Origin of the sequence: Ancylobacter rudongensis (assembly GCF_900100155.1) — a bacterium.
GTDB lineage: Bacteria > Pseudomonadota > Alphaproteobacteria > Rhizobiales > Xanthobacteraceae > Ancylobacter > Ancylobacter rudongensis.
The window spans coordinates 561,265-581,917 of the sequence record NZ_FMTP01000003.1 but is presented as its reverse complement, the minus strand read 5'-3'; the positions used below and the strand labels follow the sequence as shown (position 1 = coordinate 581,917).

Below are 20,653 nucleotides of genomic sequence, written 5' to 3'. Positions count from 1 at the left end.
CCCCTCATCCGCCTCAAGGCACCGCCGCGACGGCGGCGGGCTCCGCAGGCGTTGCCGGCGCTGCGGGCGCTGCGGGCCCGGCGCCCTTGTCGGTCCATTCGGGCGGCAGGCCCAACTGACCCCCGACCATGCCGGCAAGGCCGGGATAACGGCCATAGCGTTCGCAGGCGACATGCTTCGGCGGCAGGCCCATCGCCGAATTGATCTTCTGCGCCGAGGGCAGGTCGATGCCGCCATGGCCGAACGGGCTCTCGCCCTTGACCAGAAGCGCGCCGAAATCCTCGCCGAAGGCGTCGGCGAGTTCATAAGCGTCGCTCGCCTTCGAGGCCCGCGGCGAGCTGAAGAAGGCATTCGCCCCCCGGGCCCACAGCATCGACGCCTGCTGCTGGCCGGAGGGGTCGGTGGCCGCCGCCTCCATCGACAGATTGCCCATGCCGATGGGAAGGCGCGGGGTTGGCACCGGCACGCCCAGATCGACGAAATTCATGCCGATCGAGGTGGCGGCCGAAAGGCCGGCGGCAACCTCGTCGGTCTCGGTCGCCTGGGTGACATGGGCCTGCACGGTGAGATCGGCGGGCTCGTCCGGCGGCACCACCTCGAAGCGGTCGCTCAGGGAAACGCAGAGCCCGCGATTGACGCTGTTGGCGACCAGCGCCCGCTGCTGGCCGGTCAGTTTCGGGGCGATGTGGGAGGGGAAGCTGGTCGGCACGATCCGGACCGTCCTGGCGGCCAGAACCTGTTCCTTGTTCACCGCGAGGCGCGATTTTGTGAGAACGCCATCGGCGGGCACCATCGCGTCATAGGATGAGAGCCCGACGCCCTGCACCAGCGGCGCGGGGGCGCAGCCGCCGATGGAGCCGGCCACGGCGAACACGCCAGCATATCCGGCGCTACGAAGCGGTCGCATCTCTCGCCCCCTCTGCGCCCGAAACGCCGGGGCGGCCGGAACCTGCCAACCGAGAGAAAGAGCGAATACTTGGCCGCCTCCGTCGCGCCATCGGGCGATCCCGATCCGGCTTCGGCTCAGAAAGAACAAGCATCTCGCGCCTTCCTGTAGTGAACAGTGCAGTCCGTCATTGCACAGCGCTATCGATAGAGCGCGTTGTGGAGTAAAATCAGGCCGTAGATGTCTGAATGCGTCTGCTCGTCTCAATTTAATGTCAAAATATGTCTCGGCGTTCTTCGCGCCACCCTCGCCACGGCGACCGCCTTCGACAGGTCGGGAGGCGCGATGAAGAGGGCCGTGCGTGCAGGTCCGTTGCCGGCTAATGTGATCGGACACCCGTGAACGCCCTCCGCGCGCCGCCCGTCGAGGGGCGAGTTACGGCGCGCTCTGGATCATCGATTGCGACCAGTCTTCCAGAAACCGCTTGCGGCGGGCGGCATCCTGCACGGCGAGGAGTGCGGGCCCCACGGCAATGGGCCGGGCGATGCCCGAGGTGACGACATCCGGCCCCTCGATCCCCGGAGGGGCCGTCCCGTCCAGCCCGAAGAAGAAGGACTGGCTCTGTCCCACTCCCTGGCCCCGCTCGGACAGAAGATAGTCGACGAAGCGGGCAGCCAGGCCTGGATGTGGGGCATGAGCCGGCACCATCGCGCCGCGGCTCAGCACCAGCGTATAGTCCGCCGGCATGATGATGCCGATCGGCTGGCCGCGCCGCACCCGCTCATAGGCGTAGGAGCCGAGCATATTGTAGCCGATCAGCAGCCGGCCGGCCGCCACCTCGTCGAGTATCTCCGAGGTGCAGCAGCGCACGACCACCTGGGCACGGCCAAGGCTCTCCAGCAGGCGGCCATAGGTGGTCGTGGTCTGCCGGGCATCGTTGAAGGCGAGGAGATAGCCGATGCCGGACAGCCGCACATCATAGGTTCCCACCCGGCCGCGATAGCGGTCGGCCTCGCGCCGAAGCAGTTCGGCCAGTTCGAGATGCGTGCGCGGCACCTCGGCGGCGGGCACGCTGTCGCGGTTATAAACCATGACGATCGGTTCGAAGGTGAAGCCGAACACCTCGTCCCGCCAATTCGCCCAGCGCGGGGCGCGGGGCAGGTTCGGTCCTTCGACGCGCCGGGCGCAGCCGTCATTGGCCAGCTTCACCAGCTGGTCCACCGAGGAGGACAGCAGGACGTCGCCGAGCGGGCGGCCCTCGTGGCACGCCCGGGCGGCGGCAGAGAACAGGTCGTTGGTCACATATTCCCGTATCTCGACCGTGGTTCCGGGCGCGAGTTGCTGGAAATCCTGGATCAGCGGCGCCAGCGCCGTGAGATCCGTCGCGGCATGGATCGACAGCGTGTCGGATGGCGTGCCGGGGGCCGGAAACCGCGTCATGGCCTGGCCGTGTGCGCCAGCGCTCAGGGCGAGCAGCGCAGGGCCGATCGCAGCGGCAAGAGCGGCGGCCAGGATGAGGCGTCGTGTGGAAAGTCTCATGCGACCTCGCGTCCCTGCGCCGCCAGCGTCAGCACCACGACAAAGCCGAAGGCGCCCTTTTCCCTGAAGCATAGCGCTCCGCCATGGGCGGCGGCGACCTCGGCCGCGATCGACAGGCCCAGCCCCGATCCCTTGCCATCGGAGGAGGGCGCGCCGAAGCGCTGCACCACCCGCGCCCATTGCGCCGGCGGAATGCCCGGGCCGTCGTCCTCCACTTCGAGAACCGCCCTCGCGCCGTGCCGCGAGAGCCGCACCGTGATACGTCCCGGCGCGCCATGGCGCAGGGCGTTGTCGACGATGTTCTTGATCGCCTCGGCGAGGTTGACCGGGTCGCCACTCACGATCAGCGGGTCGGGCGGCGCGTGCAGGGTGACGAGAATATCCCGCTCCAGCGTGTCGGGGATCGCGTCGTCGAGCGCGCGTCGCGTCAGCTCGGTGAGATCGACCAGCGAACCCGCCACCGCCCGCTCCCTATGCGCCACCATGGCGTGGCTGAGCAGCTGGTTGGCGAGGCGGGAGAGCTGCCCGGTGCGGACGCGAATGCGGTCGAGATGCCGGCGCCCCTCCGGGGTTACCTCGTTGTTCGAGAGCAGGTCCACCTGCCCCTCCAGCGCCGCCAGCGGGGTGCGAAGCTGGTGCGCGGCATCGGCGATGAACTGCTGCATCAGCTCGACCCGGCCGCGCAACCGCTCGATGAAGCTGTTGATTTCCGCGACGAAGGGGGCCAGCTCGCGCGGGGTGGAGACGCTGACAAGCGTCAGGTCGAGCGGGTCGCGCTGGCGGATCGCCACCTCCAGCCGGCTGATCGGCGCCAGCGCACGGCGCACGGCGAAAATCGTGCCGCCAATGGCGATGGCGCCCATGACGCCCACCAGTATGAACGAGCGGAAGGTGAGGTCACGCGCCAGCGCCTGCCGGGCCTCCACGGTCTGGGCGACGATAACGACGGCGTCGCCGCGCATCTGCGGGTCGTCGAAGCGGCGCGACACGCGGGCGACGCGCACGACCTCGCCATCGAAGGTCGCGTTTTCGACAAGCGCCTTGTCGGGCGCGGCCGCCTCCGCTGCCGGATCGGCGAGGCTTTCATAGCCGGTCATTGTGCGCCCGGCCGGATCAAGCACCCGGTAGAAGATGCGGTCGCGATCCGACAGCGCCAGCAGCTCGAAAGCGGAGACGGGAAGCGCGATCTCCGGCTCGCCCTCCTGCACCTGGATGGCGTCGGCGATCTGGTAGGCGGCGCCGAGCAGCAGGCGGTCATAGGCCTCATCGGCGGCCTCGCGGGCCGAATACCAGGCGGCGGTCATCAGCACCGCCGCGCCGAACGCCAGCACGAGCGACATCAGGGCGAACAGGCGCAGGAAAAGCGAAGGCTCACGCCGGGCCATCGATCACCATCTGGTAGCCGAAGCCCCGCACCGTGACGATCTGGGCGCGGGCGCCGTCGATCTTGCGGCGCAGGCGGCCGATATAGAGCTCGACGGCATTGGGGCCGGGCGCCTCGTCATGGCCGAACATGCGGTCGAGCAATTCGTCCTTGCCGAAGACGCGGCCCGGCCGCGAGGAGAGGATTTCGAGCAGGGTCAGCTCGCGCCGCTTGAGATGGACTTCGCAATCGCCCACCCGCACCATGCGGGTAAGTCGGTCGATGCTGATGTCGCCGCAGCGCAGAAGGTTGGTCGCCTCGCCGCCATTGCGCCGGATCAGCGCGCGCACGCGGGCTTCGAGCTCGCGGAAGTCGAACGGCTTCACCAGATAGTCGTCCGCGCCGATGTCGAGCGCGTCCACCCGGTCCTCCACCCGCGAGCGGGCGGTGAGGATCAGCACGGGCGTCGTCGAGCCGCGCGCCCGCAATTGCGCCAGCAGGCTGAACCCATCGAGTCCCGGCAGCATGACGTCAAGGATGACGAGATCGTAGCTGGTGCGGCTGAGCACCTCCATGCCCGAGAGGCCGTCCAGCTCCCAGTCGACCGCATGGCCGATCCGGCTGAGGCGGCCGATGATCGCCTCGCCGACATCCCTCGTGTCTTCGACCAGCAGGATACGCATCTGTCACCCGGGGCGCGGCGCCTGTCGCAAAGACAGCTGTATGACAGGAAACGGCTCTAGCAAAGCACCTCCAAGCACCGCGCAGACGGTGCCGCACCAGTGGAGGAACGTCCGGCCAGCGCAGGCCCCGCCCGCGCGGGCCTCCCGACTCCGCTGACCTTTCGAGCCGCCCCCGCACGCGGTGAGGCGATGGCGCAGAGTTTTCGGAGGAGCCCCACGATGAACGCCACTTTCACGAAATTCGCCCTGGCCGGCCTGGTGAGCGCACTGCTCGCCGGCGGCGCGGTGGCACTGCCGCAGAAGACCGAGTGCCTTGCCGGCGCCAAGCCGGGCGGCGGCTTCGACGTCACCTGCCGGCTCGCCGCCAATTCCCTGCTCGCCGCCAAGCTGATCGAACAGCCGATGGTCGTCACCTATATGGAAGGCGGCGTCGGTGCCATCGCCTATAACCACGTCGTCGGCAAGCGCGCGGCCGATCCCAGCCTGATCGTCGCGGCCTCGACCGGCTCGGCGCTGCTGCTCGCCCAGGGCAAGTTCGGCAGCCATGACGAAAACGCCGTCCGCTGGATCGGTGCGCTGGGCGCGGATTACGGCGTCATCGTCGTCGGCGCGGATTCGCCCTACAAGACGCTGAAGGAACTTTCCGACGCCTATGGCGCCAATCCGACCAGCTTCCCGATCGGCGGCGGCGGCGCCGTCGGCAGCCAGGACTGGATGAAGGCCGCGCTCATCGCCAAGGGCGCCGGGCAGGACCCGAAGAAGATGCGCTATGTCGCGCTCGAAGGCGGCGGCGCGGTGCTGACCTCGCTGGAAGGCGGGCATATCAAGATCGGCGCCGGCGACGCCTCGGAGATGGTCAAGCACCATCTGGCGGGCAAGGTCCGCATCCTCGCCGTCATGTCCCCCGAACGCCTCACCGGCGATCTCGCCGATATTCCGACCACGCGCGAGCAGGGCTATGATTTCGACTGGGTGATCTGGCGCGGCTACTACACCGGCGCCAAGGTCAGCGATGCGGACTATGCCGCCTGGACCGGCACCTTCGAGAAGCTCGTGCAGACGCCCGAGTTCAAGGCGGAACTCGCGGCGCGCGGGCTGTTTCCCTACACCCTCATCGGCCCCGCCTTCGACGCCAAGGTGAAGAGCGACGTGCTGCGCTTCAAGACGCTGGCCAAGGAAGCCGGCCTCTAAGTCCAACCGAACAGCCTGCGGCCCCGCCGGCGTGCGGGGCTGCCCCTTGCCGCCTGTCAGGACCTCGCCATGGATGCCCCTCAACGCCCCCTCGCCGGCTCGCTCAGCAATCGCCTCGCCGCGCTCGCCCTGCTGGCGTTCAGCCTGGTCTACGGCTTTGCCGGTAGCCGGATCGACTACGCCTTCTCGTCCGATCCGCTGGGCCCGCGCGTGTTCCCGGTGCTGCTCGCCGGCATTCTCGGCCTGCTGTCGCTGATCTACCTCCTGGTTCCCGGCCGCTCGGAGACCTGGCCGCAGGGCTCGGTATTGATGCGCTGCCTCGCGCTGCCGGTGCTGGTGCTCATCGCCGCGCTGCTGTTCGAGCCGATCGGCTTTGCCGGCGCGATGTTCGTCATGACGGCGGGCGTGGGCCGGATCTTCGGCGCCTCCTGGCGCGCCTCGCTGATCGGCGGGCTGGTGCAGGCGGCCCTCTGGTACGTCGTCTTCGGCTATCTGCTCGACGTCTATCTTCCCGTCGGCGAGCTTTTCGCCGTCTCGCGCCGGGGCTAGCACACCGATGAATCTCGATTATCTCTGGACCGGCTTTTCCGTCGCGCTGAGCTGGCAGAACCTGCTGATCGGCCTTGTCGGCTGCTTCCTCGGCACCATCATCGGCGCGCTGCCGGCCATCGGCCCGATCAACGGCATCGCCCTGCTGCTGCCGATCGCCTACACGCTCGGCCTGCCGCCGGAGAGCACGATGATCCTGCTCGCCGCCATCTATACCGGCTCGGAATATGGCGGGCGCATTTCCTCCATCCTGCTCAACGTCCCCGGCGATGCCGGCGCGGTGATGACGGCGCTGGACGGCAACCCGCTGGCGCGCCAGGGCCGCGCGGGCGAGGCGCTGATGATCAGCGGCCTGTCTTCCTTTGTCGGCGGCATCATCGGCGTGGTGGGCCTGACGCTGTTCGCGCCCTTCCTCGCCAGCCTCGCCATCGGCTTCGGCCCGGCCGAGTATTTCGTGCTGATGGTCTTCGCCTTCGCCACGCTGGGCTCGATGGTCGGCAGCCAGCCGGTTAAGACGCTGATCGGCTGCGTGCTGGGCCTGATGCTGGCCACTGTCGGCCTCGACCCGACCTCGGGCGCCTATCGATTCACCTTCGACAGCCCGGAACTCGGCGACGGCATCGACTTCGTGGTGCTGGTGATCGGCCTGTTCTCGATTTCCGAAGCCATGCTGATGCTGGAGAGCCATGCTGCGGGCACCTCGATCGTCGGCAAGGTCGGGCGCACCTTCGTGCGCTGGAAGGATGTTGTCTTCACCACCGGGGCGACGCTGCGCGGCTCGATCATCGGTTTTGTCGTCGGCGTGCTGCCGGGCACCGGCGCCTCGGTGGCGAGCGCGGTTTCCTACACGCTGGAAAAGCGCGTTTCCGACCGTGACGGCACCTTCGGCAAGGGCGACATGCGCGGCCTCGCCTCGCCGGAAGCGGCGAATAATTCCTGCGCCGCCGGCGCCTTCGTGCCGATGCTGACCCTTGGCGTGCCCGGCAGCGGCACCACGGCAGTCATGCTCGGCGCGCTGATGCTCTACAACATCCAGCCCGGCCCGCAGCTCTTCGCCGAACGGCCGGAGATCGTCGGCGGCCTGATCGCCTCGCTCTATATCGGCAATGTGCTGCTGCTGCTGCTCAACATCCCCTTCGTTGGCATCTTCTCGCGCCTGCTGCTGCTGCCGAATTGGATATTGGTGCCCGGCATCCTCGTCCTGTCGGTGGTGGGCGTGTACTCGACCCATGCCAGCGTTGAAGCTGTCCTGCTCATGCTGGGTGTGGGCTGCATGGGCTGGCTTCTGCGCAAACTCGGCTTCGACATGGCCCCGATCATCCTCGGCTTCGTGCTCGGCAAGGTGATGGAAGTGAATCTGCGCAATGCCTTGGCCATCAGCGGCGGCGAGCTCGGCATTCTCTTCCAGAGCCACATCTCGCTCATCCTGTGGGTGTTGGCGGCCCTCGTCGCCGTAGGGCCCTGGGTTCTCCAGCGCTGGTCGCGGCGGCGCGCGGCGCGGGGGTGACGGCGCCAACGCCATAAAACGACCGGTTTGCGCCATCATGGCGCGCTCAAGGCGCGGGCCCCCGCGCCGGGCGCAAGGCAGGGCTGCGCTTGCCAGCCGTGCCTCCCGGGCGTTATCTCCTCCCGTGAAGAGGCACGCCGGCCGGGTGGCCCGCCCCTCCTTCGCGCGCAGTACGGGAAGCCCACAAATGATGCTCAGCCGCCGCTCTTTTCTCGCCGGCTCAGCCCTCGGCCTTGGCGCGCTGGGGCTGGCGGGCTGTGCCAATCCCGATGGGATGAGCCTCGCCGAGGCGGCCAAGGTCTATGGCCCGGTGCCCGAGGAAAAGTTCCCCATCCCGGCGGTCGATGTCAGCAAGGTCAAGCCGAAATATTTCCGCCGCACCGTCCGTTACGAGACAGAGGAAGCGCCGGGCACCATCGTCGTCGACCCGAAGAATTACTACGTCTACCGTATCGAGGAAGACGGCATGGCGACCCGCTATGGCGCCAATGTCGGCCGCGAGGGCTTCCTGTGGAGCGGTGACGCCTATGTCGGGCGCAAGAGCGAATGGGCGACCTGGACGCCGCCCAAGGAAATGATCAAGCGCCAGCCGGAAGCGGCCAAATATGCCCGCGGCATGCCGGGCGGCCTCGACAACCCGCTCGGCGCGCGCACGCTGCATCTCTATCAGAACGGCGTCTACACGCTGTACACAATCTACGCGACCAGCGACCCTGAATCGATCGGTTCCGGCGTGACCAGCGGCTGCGTCGGGCTGTTGAGCCAAGACATGATCGACCTGTATGACCGCACCCCGGTCAAGACCAAGGTGGTGGTCCTCCCGGGCTGAGCCTTCCCGGCATGCGGGCGGGTCACGCCCGCCCCCGGGCGCTCTGCGCGAGGAGCTCGAAGCGCTGCTGTACATCGTCGGCGGCGTGAACAATTCCGCCACCAGCGGGCGCCACGAGGACGTGCTGGCCAGTCCGCATTCAACCGCGTGCGCTGTCGAGCGCTTCATCATCGCACGCCGTGAGCCGGCCGAGGAAGGGTGCAGAGTGCCGGCCCCATTGTTGGGGCCGCACCGCCGATCCGCTGGCCTCGCCCGGCCTGCGGCATCAATGCCTGCAGCCTTCGCGGTGGTGCTCGGCATCGGCCCTGCCGGCATCGCCGACGCGATGGTGTTCCTGAAGGACGGCGTCCTCGCCGCCGCGGGCCCGCCGCGCCAGGTGCTCACCACCGCGACCATCAAGGACGTGTTCGGCGTCGCCGCCCGCGTGGTCGAGGACCCGACCGACGGCACGCCCTTCTGCTTCACCCGGCCCTGAGGCGGGTTCGAACGATCCAGCCCGGACGCCGATCGCCGGCCCAGCAAGGCTGCTTGCGTCTGGTTTTGCGTCGGCGCCACTCTAGAATTGATTTAAACTATTGATATTGCTGGACAATCCAACTTTTTGTAGAGAGTGTCTCACGGTGCGCTGGGCACTGCTTGCTGGAGTCATAGGATTGCCCGTGCTGGCTCTCGCCTCCGACCTTGGCCATTTGTTCCGCACCGAGCATGATCGCTTGATGCGGGCGATGCGTCGCCTGGTCGGCAGCCCGAGCACGGCGGAAGACCTGGTGCAGGACGTGTTTGTTGGCCTGCTGCGGGGCAACGCCTTTGCCGATGCCGAGAACAAGCAGGCCTATCTGGCCCGCTGCGCCACCAATATGGCGCTCGACCATCTCAGGCGCGAGCGGGTGCGGGCGCGCTATATCTGCGGAGCCGACCTTGCCGACTGCGAGGTCGCCTGCACCGTGCCGCTGCCGGACGAAACGCTGCAAGGCGTGCAGGAACTCGCTCTCCTGCGCCGCACCATCGACGCGCTGCCGTCGAAATGCCGCGCCGTCTTTCTGCTCTCGCGCGATCATGGCCTGACCATGAAGGAGATCGCCGCCCGTCTCGGCCTGTCGGACAAGACGGTGGAGAAGCACATCGCCCGCGCCATGACGCAGTGTCGTCAGGCCCTGCGCAATGCCGGGCGGGCAATCTGAGCGGGCGTGGAGGTGGGACTGGGGGACAGGCCGCTGCGGCTTCGTCTATATCGGTGGGCCACGGTCGGCCCGCCCGCTCGATTCCGGATGGTTGTTTGATGACTGCGTCCCGGCCCGGCCCCGCCACACGCGCCGATGCCGCCTTCGAGGCGGCCAGCCGATGGCATGCGCGGCTGCGCGAGCCCGACGCCGACGCCCAGACCCATGCGGCGTTCCAGGCCTGGCTCGCCGACGATCCCTGCCATTTCGAGGCCTATGAGCAGGCGGAACGGCTGTGGGCGGCCATGGGCGGGGCGCCCGGCGGGCGGCGCGACGAGGCCGCCATCACGGCGCTGGTCGAGAGCGCCGCCCCGCGCCGCAGGCTGGGGCGCGGCCTCGTGGCCGGCCTGCTCCTGTGTCTTTCCCTAGCGGGAGCCGAATGGGTGCGGCGCGGCGGGCTGGATGATCTGCGCGCCGACCACATCGCCTCGATCGGCGAACACCGGGCAATCCGGCTTGAGGATGGTTCGGTGGTCGAGCTGAACACCGACACCGCGCTGGCGGTCGATCTCGCTCCCGGGCAGCGCCGGGTCCGGCTGTTCCGCGGCGAGGCGTTCTTTCAGGTCGCCCCTGATCCACAGCGCCCCTTCCTGGTGTCGACCGGCGAGGGCGAGGTGCGCGTCACCGGCACCAGCTTCAATGTGCGGCTGCGGGACCATGTCACCGAGGTCGGCCTGGTGGAGGGCGCCGTCAGCCTGACCTCCGCCGCCGATCCCGACGCCTCGCTGCGCCTTTCCCCGGGAGAGGAAGGCGTCCTCACCCCGGATGGTCTCGGTCAGGTCCGGCCCTTCGAGGCCGATACCGCCACCGCCTGGCGCCGGGGGCAGATGGTGTTCTTCCGCGCGCCGCTTGGCGAGCTGATCGAGGAACTGAACCGCTACCAGCGCGGCCGCATCCTGATCCTCAGCGAGCGGGTACGGGCGCTCCCCGTCACCGGCGTATTCGATACGCGTGATCCTGCCGCCGTCATCGACATGATCGAAGCCACGCTCGGCGTGTCGTCGCTGCGCCTGACCAACGCGCTGATCGTCCTAAGATGATTTTGTGAGCGCCGCACTGGGGGAGTCCGCCCGCAGCCTTCGTCATACCCACTGAGGAGCTCGCCGATGCCGTCCGCCCGGCTTAGGCAGAACATGTGGGACCGACGATGAGGATGATGACTACCCGACGCCTGCGCCTGCTGACCCTGTGCCTTCTGGCGGGAACCGCGCTCGCGACTCTTCCTGCCGGAGTGCCGCACGCCCATGCGCAAGGCGGCCAGAGCGTCGCCCTCTCCATTGCCTCCATGCCGGTGCCGCGGGCCCTTGCCGACCTGTCGGTGCGCGCCGGGCTTCAGGTGCTCTACTCCGGCACCAAGGCCTACGAGATCATGTCCCGGCCGGTGAACGGGCTTTACCCCCCGGAGGAGGCGCTGCGCATCATGCTGGCCGGAACAGGGATCAGCTGGCGCTTCGTCGGCCCCCGGGCGGTAACGATCCTCGTGCCGGGGGAAGACGGTCCCTTGGGTGGGGCGGTGCAGGGGGCTGGTGCCGACGGCGCGATCGAGCTCGGCACGATCGACGTCACCGGCACCGGCACGCCCGCCGACCGGCCCTTCGAGACGGCGGGCTCCACCAATTATATCTCCTCCGAGGAAATCGAGCGCTTCCCGCCGCAGACCGCCGGCGCGTTGTTCCAGGGCACACCCGGCGTCATTTCCGGCGGCGGCAATAATGGCGCCTCGATCGACCCGAATATTCGCGGCCTGCAGGGCCAGAACCGCGTCGCCACCACGATCGACGGCTCGCAGCAATCGACCTCCTCCTATCGCGGCTATTCCGGCATCGACAGCCGCACCTATGTCGACCCCGACCTCATCTCGGGCATCACCATCACCAAGGGGCCGGACGGCGCGGTGGCCGGCGCCATCGGCGGCACCATCGCGATGGAGACCCTGAACGTCGAGGACATCCTCAAGGCCGGCGAGCGCTGGGGCGTGCGGGTGCGGGCCGGGATCGCCACCAATTCCATCGACCCGGTAATCGGGGCGAGCGCGGCGACGTTCGGCGACCCGGATGGGGCCGCCATCACCAATGGCAGCTTCGCTCTCGCGGTGCGCGAGGATAATGTGGACGCCATCGGCGCCTTTGTCCGCCGCAAGTCCGGCAATTACTTTGCCGGCACACAGGGGTCCCTGACCACCACCGACTATCTCGGCAATGAGGTGCCGCTGTCGAACTACGGCCATGGCCAGTTGGTCTACAACACCTCAGAGGACGTGACCTCGGCGCTGCTGAAGGCCACCTTCCGACCGACCGACGAGCAGCAATTGCAGATCGGCTATCTCTACTACGGCAACGACTTCGGCGAAGTGTCGCCCTCCGTCATCACGGCGGGCAACGGGGTGACCGACCAGCTGCCGCTGTCCTCGGTGGAGATCAACCAGGCCACGCTGCGCTATCACTACACGCCGACCAGCACCGATCTCGTCGATTTCAGGCTCGACACCTATGTCTCGAACACGGAAGAGTCGAACGTCTTCATGTCGCTCGGCGAGCTGCAGGAGCTTGACCAGCAGTCGCAGAATGTCGGGGTGAACGCGAGCAACACCTCGCGCTTTTCGGTGGCGGACATGCCGGTCGCGGTGAGCTATGGCGGCTCTTATGTCTATGAGAACGCCCGGCCGACGCAGATCTACGACTTTTCGGACGTTGCGCTCTGGGCCATTCCGGCCAATGGCGAGCGCGAGGTCGGCGCGCTGTTCGCCCGGGTGAAATGGGAGCCCACCACCTGGCTCGAACTTTCCGCCGGGCTGGAATATCTGACCTACAACACCTCCTTCAACGGCATCAGCACCTATAACGTCCAGGGCGAACCGTTCACCGGCTATTCCGGTGATGGCCTGAGCCCCAGCGCCAGCGTGATGGTGACCCCCCTGGAGGGCTGGCAGATCTATGGCCAGTACCAGAGCGGCATCCGCCCGCCGAGCGTGCGCGAAACCAGCCAGACCCGCAGCGACCAGGTCTTCAACCCGGACCTTCAGGCGGAAGAGGCCAGCAACTGGGAGTTCGGCACCAACCTGCTGCGCGACGATGTGCTTCTTGCGGGCGACAAGCTGCGGCTGAAGCTCGCCTATTTCGACAACACCACCGACAACTATATTGGGCGCCAGTTCGACGGCAGTATGGGGCTGTTCAACTACGACTATGTCCGCTTCAAGGGTGTCGAATTCTCCGGACGCTACGATGCCGGTGCTGTCTTCGCCGAGTTCGGCCTCAACTACTACACCGACTTCGAATCCTGCCAGCAGAACGGCGTCTGCACCGACTACACCCTCTCCGCCGACTACCTCACCAACCAGATTCCCCCTCGCTTCACCGCCTCGCTGACGGCCGGCGCGCGGTTCCTGGACGATCGGCTGACGCTGGGCGGGCGTGTGACCTATATGAGCGAGCGGCTGGTCCCGGTGGAGGAGGATGGCGGGTTCTTCACCTGGGTGACGAAGGTGTGGGAGCCCTACACCGTGGTCGACGCCTTCGCCCAGTGGAAGCTGAACAGCCACCTCACCCTCGATATCAGCGTGCAGAACCTGCTCGATACCTATTATGTCGACGCGCTGAACAACACCGACATGCCGGCCCCCGGCCGCACGGTCATGGCCACGCTCACCGGCACCTTCGGCAGCGACGAGCCGATCGCGCCGCTGCCCGTCGGCCTCCGGGGGAATGGCGAGCGCTGGACCGGCCTCTATGCCGGCGGCTCGTTCGGTTATGGCTTCGGCTCGGTTGACGGCACTACCACGCTGGCGGATGGCAGCTACGCCCCCCGCGCGTTCAATGAGTCCGCCAATGAAGAGTTCAGCGGCGGTCTGTGGGGCGGGCAGGTCGGCTATAACTACCAGTTCGCCAATAATGTCGTGTTCGGCATCGAGGCCGATATCAGCTCTCTCGATATCGGCAGTTCCAGCGTGCTCGGCGCGACCGAGGGGCCCAATCTGATCGCCAACCGCATGCCGGAGGCGCAGACCGACTATTCCTTCGATTGGATGAGCACGGTGCGCGCCAAGCTCGGCTATGCCCTGAACGACCAGTGGCTGGTCTATGGCACGGCCGGCATTGCCTTCCTGCACGAGACCGAGGATCGCGCCCAGTACATCTCGGCCTCCGCCACCGCCTCGAATCCGGGGGGCAGCCGGACCAATCTGAGCTTCACGGAATCCGCAAGCCGGACCCGCACCGGCTTTTCGGCCGGCGGCGGCGCGGAATTCGCCATCAACGACCGCTGGTCGGTCAAGGCCGAGTATGCCTTTGCCGGCTTTGGCGCCGAGAGCTTCACCTTCAACAGAGCGCGTTCAGGCGTCACCCGCTCCTACTCGACCACGACCCAGATCGGCACCGTATGGGCCGTCCGCAGCGAAGTCGGGTGCGCCACGAGGGGTGGAAGGTTCTGCGACATCATCGAGAAGCCCGTTTACGAGACGAAGAACTATGTCGGAACATCGGAGATCGCCGACGGCCGCGACGCCTCGAACTCGGCCTCGTTCCAGGCGGTCAAGATCGGGCTCAATTACCGCTTCTGAAGAGCGGACGGGCTGACCACCCCTCGCGCCTGCCGCGTCCCCGCCGAAGCGGCAGAATCGTCAGCCTCCTGTCAGCCATTCCGCCCGACAGTCGCGACGAGAGCGGAGTGGAGATCGTGATCGCCGATGGCGGCCCACCGCCGGCGGTCGAGGGGCTGAGAGATGGGTGGCAGCGGGCATCGTTCGACCTGGTGCGGAAGGCCGCCGCACGCGAACGCGGCCGGGACCCCCGGCCACTCCGACATCGTCGCGCCTCGGCTAGCGGCGTATCGGCGCCGTCTTGGGCTGATGGCCGGCGGCACTCTGCCGGCCGGCCACATCGGGCGCGTCGCCATCGTCGGCTTGACAGGAATGGCCGTCGATTTCCTGGCGTTCCAGGCGTTCTTCCTTCTCGGAGCCGGGCTGAACAGCGCGCAGATCCTGAGCTTCGGCCTCGCGACCCTTTTCAACGCTGCGCTGAACGCCCGCTGGGCTTTCGCGGCGGAGGATGGCAAGCCGCTTCCCCGCTCCGGCGATCACATTGCGCGCCTTCTCGTCGTCGCCCTGCTGGCGCTGTCGCTGCGCGGCGGGGTGCTGGCCTGCGCCACCGGCCTTCTGGGCCTGCCCGCGCCCTCCGCCATCCTCTTCGCCATCGGCGCGGCGGCGGTGGTGAGCACTGGCGGCGCGGCCTTCTTCGTCTTTCCCTCGGTCCGTTCGCCGGCGACAGGCGCCGCGCGCTGGCGTGTCGCCGCCATTGGCATCGTCGGCTACAGCGTGGCGCTGCGCCTCATGTTTCTCGGCACCGCCGAGCTCCTGCCGCAGGAAGCCTATTACTGGAACTACGCCCAGCATCTCGATATCGGCTATCTCGACCATCCGCCGATGGTGGCATGGCTGATCTGGGCCGGCACCGCCCTGTTCGGCAACAATGAGTTTGGCGTGCGCATCGCCGCCTGGCTGTGCTGGGGCGTGACCGCCTTCTTCAGCTTCGGCCTCGCCGGTCGCCTGTTCGGGCGGCAAGCTGCCTTCGTCTGCGTGCTGCTGGTGGCGGCGCTGCCCTTCTACTTCGGCACCGGCCTGGTGATGACCCCCGATGCGCCGCTCACCGCCTGCTGGGCCGGCGCGCTGTTTTTCATGGAGGGAGCGCTGCGCGGCGGACAGCGCCGGGCCTGGTGGGGCGTCGGCATCTGCATCGGCCTCGGCCTCCTGTCGAAATACACCATCGCCCTGCTCGGGCCGGCCGCCCTGTTGTTCATGCTGCTGGACGCGCGGGCGCGTGTCTGGTTCAGGCGTCCCGAGCCCTATCTCGCCGCGGCCCTCGCACTGGTGCTGTTCGCGCCGGTCATTGTCTGGAACGTCGAGAACGGCCTTGCCTCCTTCGCCTTTCAGAGCACGCGCCGGATCGAGGGGGCGTTCCGCTTCTCCCTGCCGGAACTGCTGCTCGGCGTCGCCGGCCTGCTGACGCCCACCGGGCTGGTCGCCGCCTTCGCCGCGCTCTGGCTGCGCGAGCGAGGGGTGCGGCCGCAGGCGCCCGGCCTGAGCCCCGGCGCCATCCGTGATCAGTCAGACCTTCCGGGTCCCTGGCTGTTCGTCGGCCTTTTCACCCTGGTGCCGCTTGCCGTCTTCGTCGCCTACAGCCTGTTCCACATGGCGCGGCTGAACTGGACCGGGCCGCTCTGGCTGGCCGTGCTCCCGGCGATCGCCGCCGGCCTTCTCGCGCCAACAGACCACGCCGGCGCCCTGCAGCGGCACCTGCACCGCGCCTTCATGCCCACCCTCGCCATCAGCCTGATCGTCTATGGCCTCGGCCTGAACTACCTGGTCGCCGGGCTGCCCGGGCTCGGCCATGTCGCGGATGTGCCTGCCCTGCCGGTCGCCTGGCGCGCCTTCGGCGGAGAGGCGGCGGCGATCGCCGATGAGGTGAGGACCGCCACCGGGGAGGCACCCTTGCTGATCGGTCTCGATACCTACAACATCGCCAGCGAGCTTGCGTTCTACGCTACCGACAACGGCGCCGCGCCCGGCGTTTCCGTCGGCCGCGGCGTCCTTGACCAGCCCAGCCTCATGTATGGCTACTGGTATTCTGCCGACACGCTGCGGGGACGGCCCGCCATCCTCTTCGCCTTCACTCGCCGCCAGATCGACAACCCGCTGCTGGACGCTCACCTCAGCGATTCAGGCGAGGTGGGGCAACGTGACCTGGTGCAGAACGGCCGGGTGGAGGGGCATTTCTACTATCGGGTCGGGCGCCTGCGCGCCCAGCCCGATTCGGCAGGGGCGGCGCAGGCGACCGTCATCCCGCAGACCGAAAGCGCGATCCGATCCAATTGACCCCTTTGACGGGGGCCCTCGACCTTCAAGGCTGAGCACGCGCCTCAGCGGGCGAGCCGGGCGGCGTGCCAGGCGATATGGTCTGCCATAAAGGTGGAGATGAAGAAGTAGGAATGGTCATAGCCCTCGCGCAGAGTGAGCGTGAGGGGGATGCCGGCGCTCGCGCAGGCGTCGGCCAGAAGCTGCGGCCGCAAGCCGGTCTCCAGGAACGGATCGGCGGCGCCCTGGTCGACCAAGAATTCCGGAAAGCGCTTTCCGTCCTCGATCAGCGCCACCGCGTCATAGGCCCGCCAGCCCTGCGGATCGGCGCCGAGATATTTCTCCAGCGCCGGCCGCGACCAGTCCGCCGTCGAGGGCTGAACGATCGGCGCGAAGGCCGAGCAGCTCTTGAAGCGGTCCGGATGCTTCAGCGCGATGGTCAGCGCGCCATGCCCGCCCATGGAATGGCCGAAAATGCCTTGCCGGCTCATATCGGCCGGGAACTGCGCGGCGATGAGCGCGGTGAGTTCCTCGACGATGTAGGAATACATCCTGTAATGGGTGGCGTAGGGCGCCTGCGTCGCGTCGAGATAGAAGCCGGCACCGGAGCCGAACTGCCAGTTGCCGGGCTCGTCCGGCACGTCTTCGCCGCGCGGGCTGGTGTCCGGCGCCACCAGGATGACGCCCTGGGCGGCCGCAGCGGCGCGGTATTCGCCCTTCTCCATCACATTGGCATGGCTGCAGGTGAGACCCGAGAGATACCAGAGCACCGGCACGGGGCCGTTGGCCGCCTGCGGCGGGACGAAGACGGCGAAGGTCATCGGCGTCCCGGTGATCGCCGAATCGTGGCGATAGACACCCTGCACGCCGCCATGCGACTTCGCCTTGGAGACGGTTTCCATCGTCGCGCCCATCAGTAGATCACCACGGAGCGGATCGACTTGCCCTCATGCATCAGGTCGAAGGCGGTGTTGATCTCATCGAGCGGCATGGTGTGGGTGATCAGGTCGTCGATGTTGATTTTGCCCTCCATGTACCAGTCGACGATCTTCGGCACATCGGTGCGCCCGCGCGCGCCGCCGAAGGCGGAACCCCGCCAGTTGCGGCCGGTGACGAGCTGGAACGGGCGGGTGGCGATCTCCGCCCCGGCCGGCGCCACGCCGATGACGATGGAGGTGCCCCAGCCGCGATGGCAGGCTTCCAGCGCCTGGCGCATCACGTTCACATTGCCGGTGCAGTCGAAGGTGAAGTCGGCACCGCCATCGGTGAGGTCCTGGATCGCCGCGACCACCTTGTCATTGCCGACGTCGAGCGGGTTGATGAAGTCGGTCATGCCGAACTTTCTGGCCATCTCGACCTTGGCCGGGTTGATGTCGACGCCGATGATCTTGTCGGCACCCACCATGCGGGCGCCCTGGATCACGTTGAGGCCGATGCCGCCCAGCCCGAACACCACGACATTGGCGCCCGGCCACACCTTGCCGGTATAGACCACCGCGCCGATGCCGGTGGTGACGCCGCAGCCGATGTAGCAGATCTTGTCGAAGGGGGCGTCCTCACGCACCTTGGCGAGCGCGATCTCCGGCAGCACGGTGAAGTTCGAGAAGGTCGAGCAGCCCATATAGTGGAAGATCTCGCCGCTCTGGGCGCCCACCCGTTCGCAGGAGAAGCGCGTGGTGCGGTCCGGCATCAGGCCCTGGCCCTGGGTGGCACGGATCGAGGTGCACAGGTTCGAGCGCTGCGACAGGCAGGTTTTGCACTGCCGGCATTCCGGCGTGTAGAGCGGGATGACGTGATCGCCGACCTTCAGCGAGGTCACGCCGGCGCCGACCTCGCGCACGATGCCCGCGCCCTCATGGCCGAGAATGGCGGGGAATTTGCCCTCGGAATCCAGCCCGTCGAGCGTATAGGCATCGGTGTGGCACACGCCGGTCGCCATGATTTCGACCAGCACCTCGCCGGGCTTTGGCCCGCCGATTTCAATGGTCTCGATGGTCAGCGGCTTCTTGGCTTCCCAGGCGACGGCGGCGCGCGATTTCATGGACGTGTTCCCTCTTGAATCTGGTGCGGCTACTTCAGATAGGTACGCAGAATTTTCATGGTAGCGTCGAGATCGTCGGCGGCGGGCGGCGCGGCGGCGTCCACGCGCGCATGCTCGAAGGTCTCGCGCAGGTGGATGTCGAGCACCTCAGCCATCAGTCCACCGGCCGCCCCTCGCAGGGCGGAAATTTGCTGGAGCAGCAGATTGCAGTCCGCCCCCGCCTCGATCGCGCGCTCAAGTGCCTCGGCCTGGCCCTTGATGCGACGCAGCCGTGTCAGGGCACGTTTCTTGTCGTCCGGCGAATGAGGCATCAGGACACCACGCTCCCACGTTTGCGCGTGCGGCTCGGCGTGTGAATATACTGGAGGGAGTATAGGTGCAAGTGCCGCCGGCGCGTCGGCACGGCGCGCGGAAAGCGTGGAACGCATCAGCCGTTGCAGCCGGCACCGACATGAAATGGCCGCCGTCCTTGCGGGCGGCGGCCGGGGCAGATGGTGGTGTCGCGCGGGATAGAGGGCGCGCTCAGGCGCGAATGAAGGCCAGCACGTCGGCGTTGAAGCGATCCGCTTCGATTTCCGCCAGACCATGCGAGCCGCCGGGATAGACCTTCAGCGTCGCGTTGGCGACAATCTGCGCAGCCGGGTGGGCGGAGGCGTCGATCGGCACGATCTGGTCGTCATCGCCATGAATGATGAGGGTCGGGCGGTCGATGCGCTTGAGGTCCTCGGTGTAGTCCACCTCGGAGAATTCGTGGACGCAGTCATACTGCCCCTTGATGCCGCCCTGCAGGCCGATGCGGCGGAAATTCTCGCGCAGGCCTTCATTGGCCGGAACGCCCTCGCGATTGAAACCGTAGAACGGAACCGTCAGGTCGAAGAAGAACTGCGAGCGGTTCTTGGCCGTGCTCTCGCGGATGCTGTCAAACACGGCCAGCGGGGTGCCGGCCGGGTTGTCCTGCGTCTTCAGCATCAGCGGCGGCACCGCGCCGACGAGCACCACCTTCGCCACCCGCGCCGTGCCGTGGCGGCCGATATAATGGGCGACCTCGCCACCGCCGGTGGAATGGCCGACGAGGATCAGGTCGCGCAGGTCGAGCGCCTCGATCAGTTCCGCCAGATCGTCGGCATACTGGTCCATATTGTTGCCGTCCCAGGTCTGGTCGGAGCGGCCATGGCTGCGGCGGTCATGGGCGATGACGCGATAGCCCTGCTGGCCGAAGAACAGCATCTGCTGGTCCCAGGCGTCAGACGATAGCGGCCAGCCATGGGCGAAGAGGACCGGCTGGCCAACGCCCCAATCCTTGTAGAAGAGACGGGTGCCGTCCGTGGTGGTGAAGCTGCTCATGTCGCTCTCCTGTGATTTGCGCTCAATTGAATCGAGCGCGATTGATTAGGATGCGATTTAATTAGTCCGCCTTGGCGCAGCTGTCAATCGCTTGCAAACCCATCGCGCACAAATTATCTGGAGGGAAAGGAGATCCCGATGAGCAGCCCGTCCCCCGGCACCGCCACCCCCGCCCCCGCCCCTGAGGTCAGCGACATGCTGTGCTTCTCGATCTATGCGGCGGGACACGCCTTCACCCAGCTCTACCGCCCGCTGCTCGACAAGCTCGGCCTCACCTATCCGCAATATCTCGTCATGGTGACGCTGTGGAACCGCGACGGGCAGAACGTGAAGGAACTGGGAAAGACGCTTTTTCTCGATTCCAGCACCCTCACCCCGCTGCTGAAGCGGCTCGACGCGGCGGGGCTGATCACCCGCACCCGCAACCCGAGGGATGAGCGCGAGGTGCTGCTGCGCCTGACGCCGGCAGGGCAGGCGCTAAAGGGCGAAGCTGCCGAGATCATGCGCTGCGTCGCGGCGGCGGTGGGACAGGACGGGCAGACCATCGACACCCTGCGCGCCGCCATCGACACCATTCGCGACCGTCTGCACGCGCAGCGAAAGGCGTAGGCCATCCGGCAAGATGCCGGCCGGGGACAACACGGCTCGGGGGCC

General features: G+C 67.4%; 18 protein-coding genes. 10 read left to right on the top strand and 8 right to left on the bottom strand.

Features of this window, described 5'->3' with window-relative positions; all coding sequences use genetic code 11:
• Positions 1–13 precede the first annotated feature (13 nt).
• From BLO63_RS10865 to BLO63_RS10850, 4 genes are all read right to left on the bottom strand, one after another.
• The gene (locus BLO63_RS10865) at positions 14–907 is read right to left on the bottom strand and encodes a DUF3313 domain-containing protein (RefSeq protein ID WP_091440183.1); all 894 of its coding nucleotides are present in this window, start codon (positions 905–907) and stop codon (positions 14–16) included.
• Between the two features lie 414 nt (positions 908–1,321).
• Complete coding sequence (locus BLO63_RS10860) at positions 1,322–2,425, bottom strand: ABC transporter substrate-binding protein (RefSeq protein ID WP_091440181.1); 1,104 nt, start codon at positions 2,423–2,425, stop codon at positions 1,322–1,324.
• A complete protein-coding gene (locus tag BLO63_RS10855; protein ID WP_091440178.1) occupies positions 2,422–3,810 on the bottom strand; it encodes a sensor histidine kinase in 1,389 nt (462 codons plus the stop codon). Before BLO63_RS10855 ends, BLO63_RS10860 begins: the two co-directional genes overlap by 4 nt.
• On the bottom strand, positions 3,797–4,471 hold the full coding sequence (locus BLO63_RS10850) for a response regulator transcription factor (protein WP_091440177.1): 675 nt from the start codon (positions 4,469–4,471) through the stop codon (positions 3,797–3,799). Before BLO63_RS10850 ends, BLO63_RS10855 begins: the two co-directional genes overlap by 14 nt.
• A 219-nt stretch (positions 4,472–4,690) precedes the next feature.
• On the opposite strand from BLO63_RS10850, the gene BLO63_RS10845 reads away from it, so the two are divergent.
• The 9 genes from BLO63_RS10845 (at position 4,691) to BLO63_RS10805 (ending at position 16,635) form a co-directional block, all read left to right on the top strand.
• Positions 4,691–5,662, top strand: a complete 972-nt coding sequence (locus BLO63_RS10845; RefSeq protein WP_091440175.1) for a Bug family tripartite tricarboxylate transporter substrate binding protein — start codon at positions 4,691–4,693, stop codon at positions 5,660–5,662.
• Positions 5,663–5,731: 69 nt separating this feature from the next.
• Positions 5,732–6,211, top strand: a complete 480-nt coding sequence (locus tag BLO63_RS10840) for a tripartite tricarboxylate transporter TctB family protein (RefSeq protein WP_091440173.1) — start codon at positions 5,732–5,734, stop codon at positions 6,209–6,211.
• 7 nt (positions 6,212–6,218) lie between these two features.
• Complete coding sequence (locus tag BLO63_RS10835) at positions 6,219–7,718, top strand: tripartite tricarboxylate transporter permease (RefSeq protein ID WP_091440170.1); 1,500 nt, start codon at positions 6,219–6,221, stop codon at positions 7,716–7,718.
• A gap of 187 nt (positions 7,719–7,905) precedes the next feature.
• Entirely contained in the window at positions 7,906–8,547 is a 642-nt protein-coding gene (locus tag BLO63_RS10830; protein ID WP_091440167.1) for a L,D-transpeptidase, read from the top strand.
• Between the two features lie 268 nt (positions 8,548–8,815).
• A complete protein-coding gene (locus tag BLO63_RS10825; protein WP_091440166.1) occupies positions 8,816–9,022 on the top strand; it encodes a hypothetical protein in 207 nt (68 codons plus the stop codon).
• A 184-nt stretch (positions 9,023–9,206) separates the two neighbouring features.
• Positions 9,207–9,728 (top strand): RNA polymerase sigma factor, encoded by a 522-nt coding sequence (locus tag BLO63_RS10820; RefSeq protein ID WP_244517801.1) that lies wholly within the window; start codon positions 9,207–9,209, stop codon positions 9,726–9,728.
• Positions 9,729–9,826: 98 nt separating this feature from the next.
• Positions 9,827–10,807, top strand: a complete 981-nt coding sequence (locus BLO63_RS10815; RefSeq protein WP_091440161.1) for a FecR family protein — start codon at positions 9,827–9,829, stop codon at positions 10,805–10,807.
• Positions 10,808–10,923: 116 nt separating this feature from the next.
• Positions 10,924–14,325 carry a TonB-dependent receptor domain-containing protein gene (locus tag BLO63_RS10810; protein ID WP_244517800.1) on the top strand — a complete coding sequence of 1,134 codons (3,402 nt, stop codon included), beginning with the start codon at positions 10,924–10,926 and terminating at the stop codon, positions 14,323–14,325.
• Between the two features lie 288 nt (positions 14,326–14,613).
• Positions 14,614–16,635 carry a glycosyltransferase family 39 protein gene (locus BLO63_RS10805; RefSeq protein ID WP_162841803.1) on the top strand — a complete coding sequence of 674 codons (2,022 nt, stop codon included), beginning with the start codon at positions 14,614–14,616 and terminating at the stop codon, positions 16,633–16,635.
• A gap of 44 nt (positions 16,636–16,679) precedes the next feature.
• Here BLO63_RS10805 and fghA read toward each other — a convergent pair whose 3' ends face one another.
• From fghA to BLO63_RS10785, 4 genes are all read right to left on the bottom strand, one after another.
• Positions 16,680–17,516 (bottom strand): S-formylglutathione hydrolase, encoded by an 837-nt coding sequence (fghA, locus tag BLO63_RS10800; protein ID WP_205409318.1) that lies wholly within the window; start codon positions 17,514–17,516, stop codon positions 16,680–16,682.
• 11 nt (positions 17,517–17,527) lie between these two features.
• Entirely contained in the window at positions 17,528–18,655 is a 1,128-nt protein-coding gene (locus BLO63_RS10795; RefSeq protein ID WP_091440151.1) for an S-(hydroxymethyl)glutathione dehydrogenase/class III alcohol dehydrogenase, read from the bottom strand.
• Positions 18,656–18,684: 29 nt separating this feature from the next.
• A complete protein-coding gene (locus BLO63_RS10790; RefSeq protein ID WP_091440148.1) occupies positions 18,685–18,966 on the bottom strand; it encodes a metal-sensing transcriptional repressor in 282 nt (93 codons plus the stop codon).
• A 211-nt stretch (positions 18,967–19,177) separates the two neighbouring features.
• Positions 19,178–19,999 carry an alpha/beta fold hydrolase gene (locus BLO63_RS10785; RefSeq protein WP_091440144.1) on the bottom strand — a complete coding sequence of 274 codons (822 nt, stop codon included), beginning with the start codon at positions 19,997–19,999 and terminating at the stop codon, positions 19,178–19,180.
• Between the two features lie 138 nt (positions 20,000–20,137).
• Here BLO63_RS10785 and BLO63_RS10780 point away from each other — a divergent pair, with 138 nt between their 5' ends.
• Complete coding sequence (locus BLO63_RS10780; protein WP_091440141.1) at positions 20,138–20,608, top strand: MarR family winged helix-turn-helix transcriptional regulator; 471 nt, start codon at positions 20,138–20,140, stop codon at positions 20,606–20,608.
• The last annotated feature ends 45 nt before the right edge of the window (positions 20,609–20,653 follow it).

Excerpts from the sequence above, each read along its gene's own strand:
- BLO63_RS10865 (WP_091440183.1), bottom strand. The coding sequence starts at position 907 with ATGCGACCGCTTCGTAGCGCCGGATATGCTGGCGTGTTCGCCGTGGCC.
- BLO63_RS10860 (WP_091440181.1), bottom strand. The coding sequence starts at position 2,425 with ATGAGACTTTCCACACGACGCCTCATCCTGGCCGCCGCTCTTGCCGCT.
- BLO63_RS10855 (WP_091440178.1), bottom strand. The coding sequence starts at position 3,810 with ATGGCCCGGCGTGAGCCTTCGCTTTTCCTGCGCCTGTTCGCCCTGATG.
- BLO63_RS10850 (WP_091440177.1), bottom strand. The coding sequence starts at position 4,471 with ATGCGTATCCTGCTGGTCGAAGACACGAGGGATGTCGGCGAGGCGATC.
- BLO63_RS10845 (WP_091440175.1), top strand. The coding sequence starts at position 4,691 with ATGAACGCCACTTTCACGAAATTCGCCCTGGCCGGCCTGGTGAGCGCA.
- BLO63_RS10840 (WP_091440173.1), top strand. The coding sequence starts at position 5,732 with ATGGATGCCCCTCAACGCCCCCTCGCCGGCTCGCTCAGCAATCGCCTC.
- BLO63_RS10835 (WP_091440170.1), top strand. The coding sequence starts at position 6,219 with ATGAATCTCGATTATCTCTGGACCGGCTTTTCCGTCGCGCTGAGCTGG.
- BLO63_RS10830 (WP_091440167.1), top strand. The coding sequence starts at position 7,906 with ATGATGCTCAGCCGCCGCTCTTTTCTCGCCGGCTCAGCCCTCGGCCTT.
- BLO63_RS10825 (WP_091440166.1), top strand. The coding sequence starts at position 8,816 with ATGCCTGCAGCCTTCGCGGTGGTGCTCGGCATCGGCCCTGCCGGCATC.
- BLO63_RS10815 (WP_091440161.1), top strand. The coding sequence starts at position 9,827 with ATGACTGCGTCCCGGCCCGGCCCCGCCACACGCGCCGATGCCGCCTTC.
- BLO63_RS10810 (WP_244517800.1), top strand. The coding sequence starts at position 10,924 with ATGACTACCCGACGCCTGCGCCTGCTGACCCTGTGCCTTCTGGCGGGA.
- BLO63_RS10805 (WP_162841803.1), top strand. The coding sequence starts at position 14,614 with ATGGCCGGCGGCACTCTGCCGGCCGGCCACATCGGGCGCGTCGCCATC.
- fghA (WP_205409318.1), bottom strand. The coding sequence starts at position 17,516 with ATGGAAACCGTCTCCAAGGCGAAGTCGCATGGCGGCGTGCAGGGTGTC.
- BLO63_RS10795 (WP_091440151.1), bottom strand. The coding sequence starts at position 18,655 with ATGAAATCGCGCGCCGCCGTCGCCTGGGAAGCCAAGAAGCCGCTGACC.
- BLO63_RS10790 (WP_091440148.1), bottom strand. The coding sequence starts at position 18,966 with ATGCCTCATTCGCCGGACGACAAGAAACGTGCCCTGACACGGCTGCGT.
- BLO63_RS10785 (WP_091440144.1), bottom strand. The coding sequence starts at position 19,999 with ATGAGCAGCTTCACCACCACGGACGGCACCCGTCTCTTCTACAAGGAT.
- BLO63_RS10780 (WP_091440141.1), top strand. The coding sequence starts at position 20,138 with ATGAGCAGCCCGTCCCCCGGCACCGCCACCCCCGCCCCCGCCCCTGAG.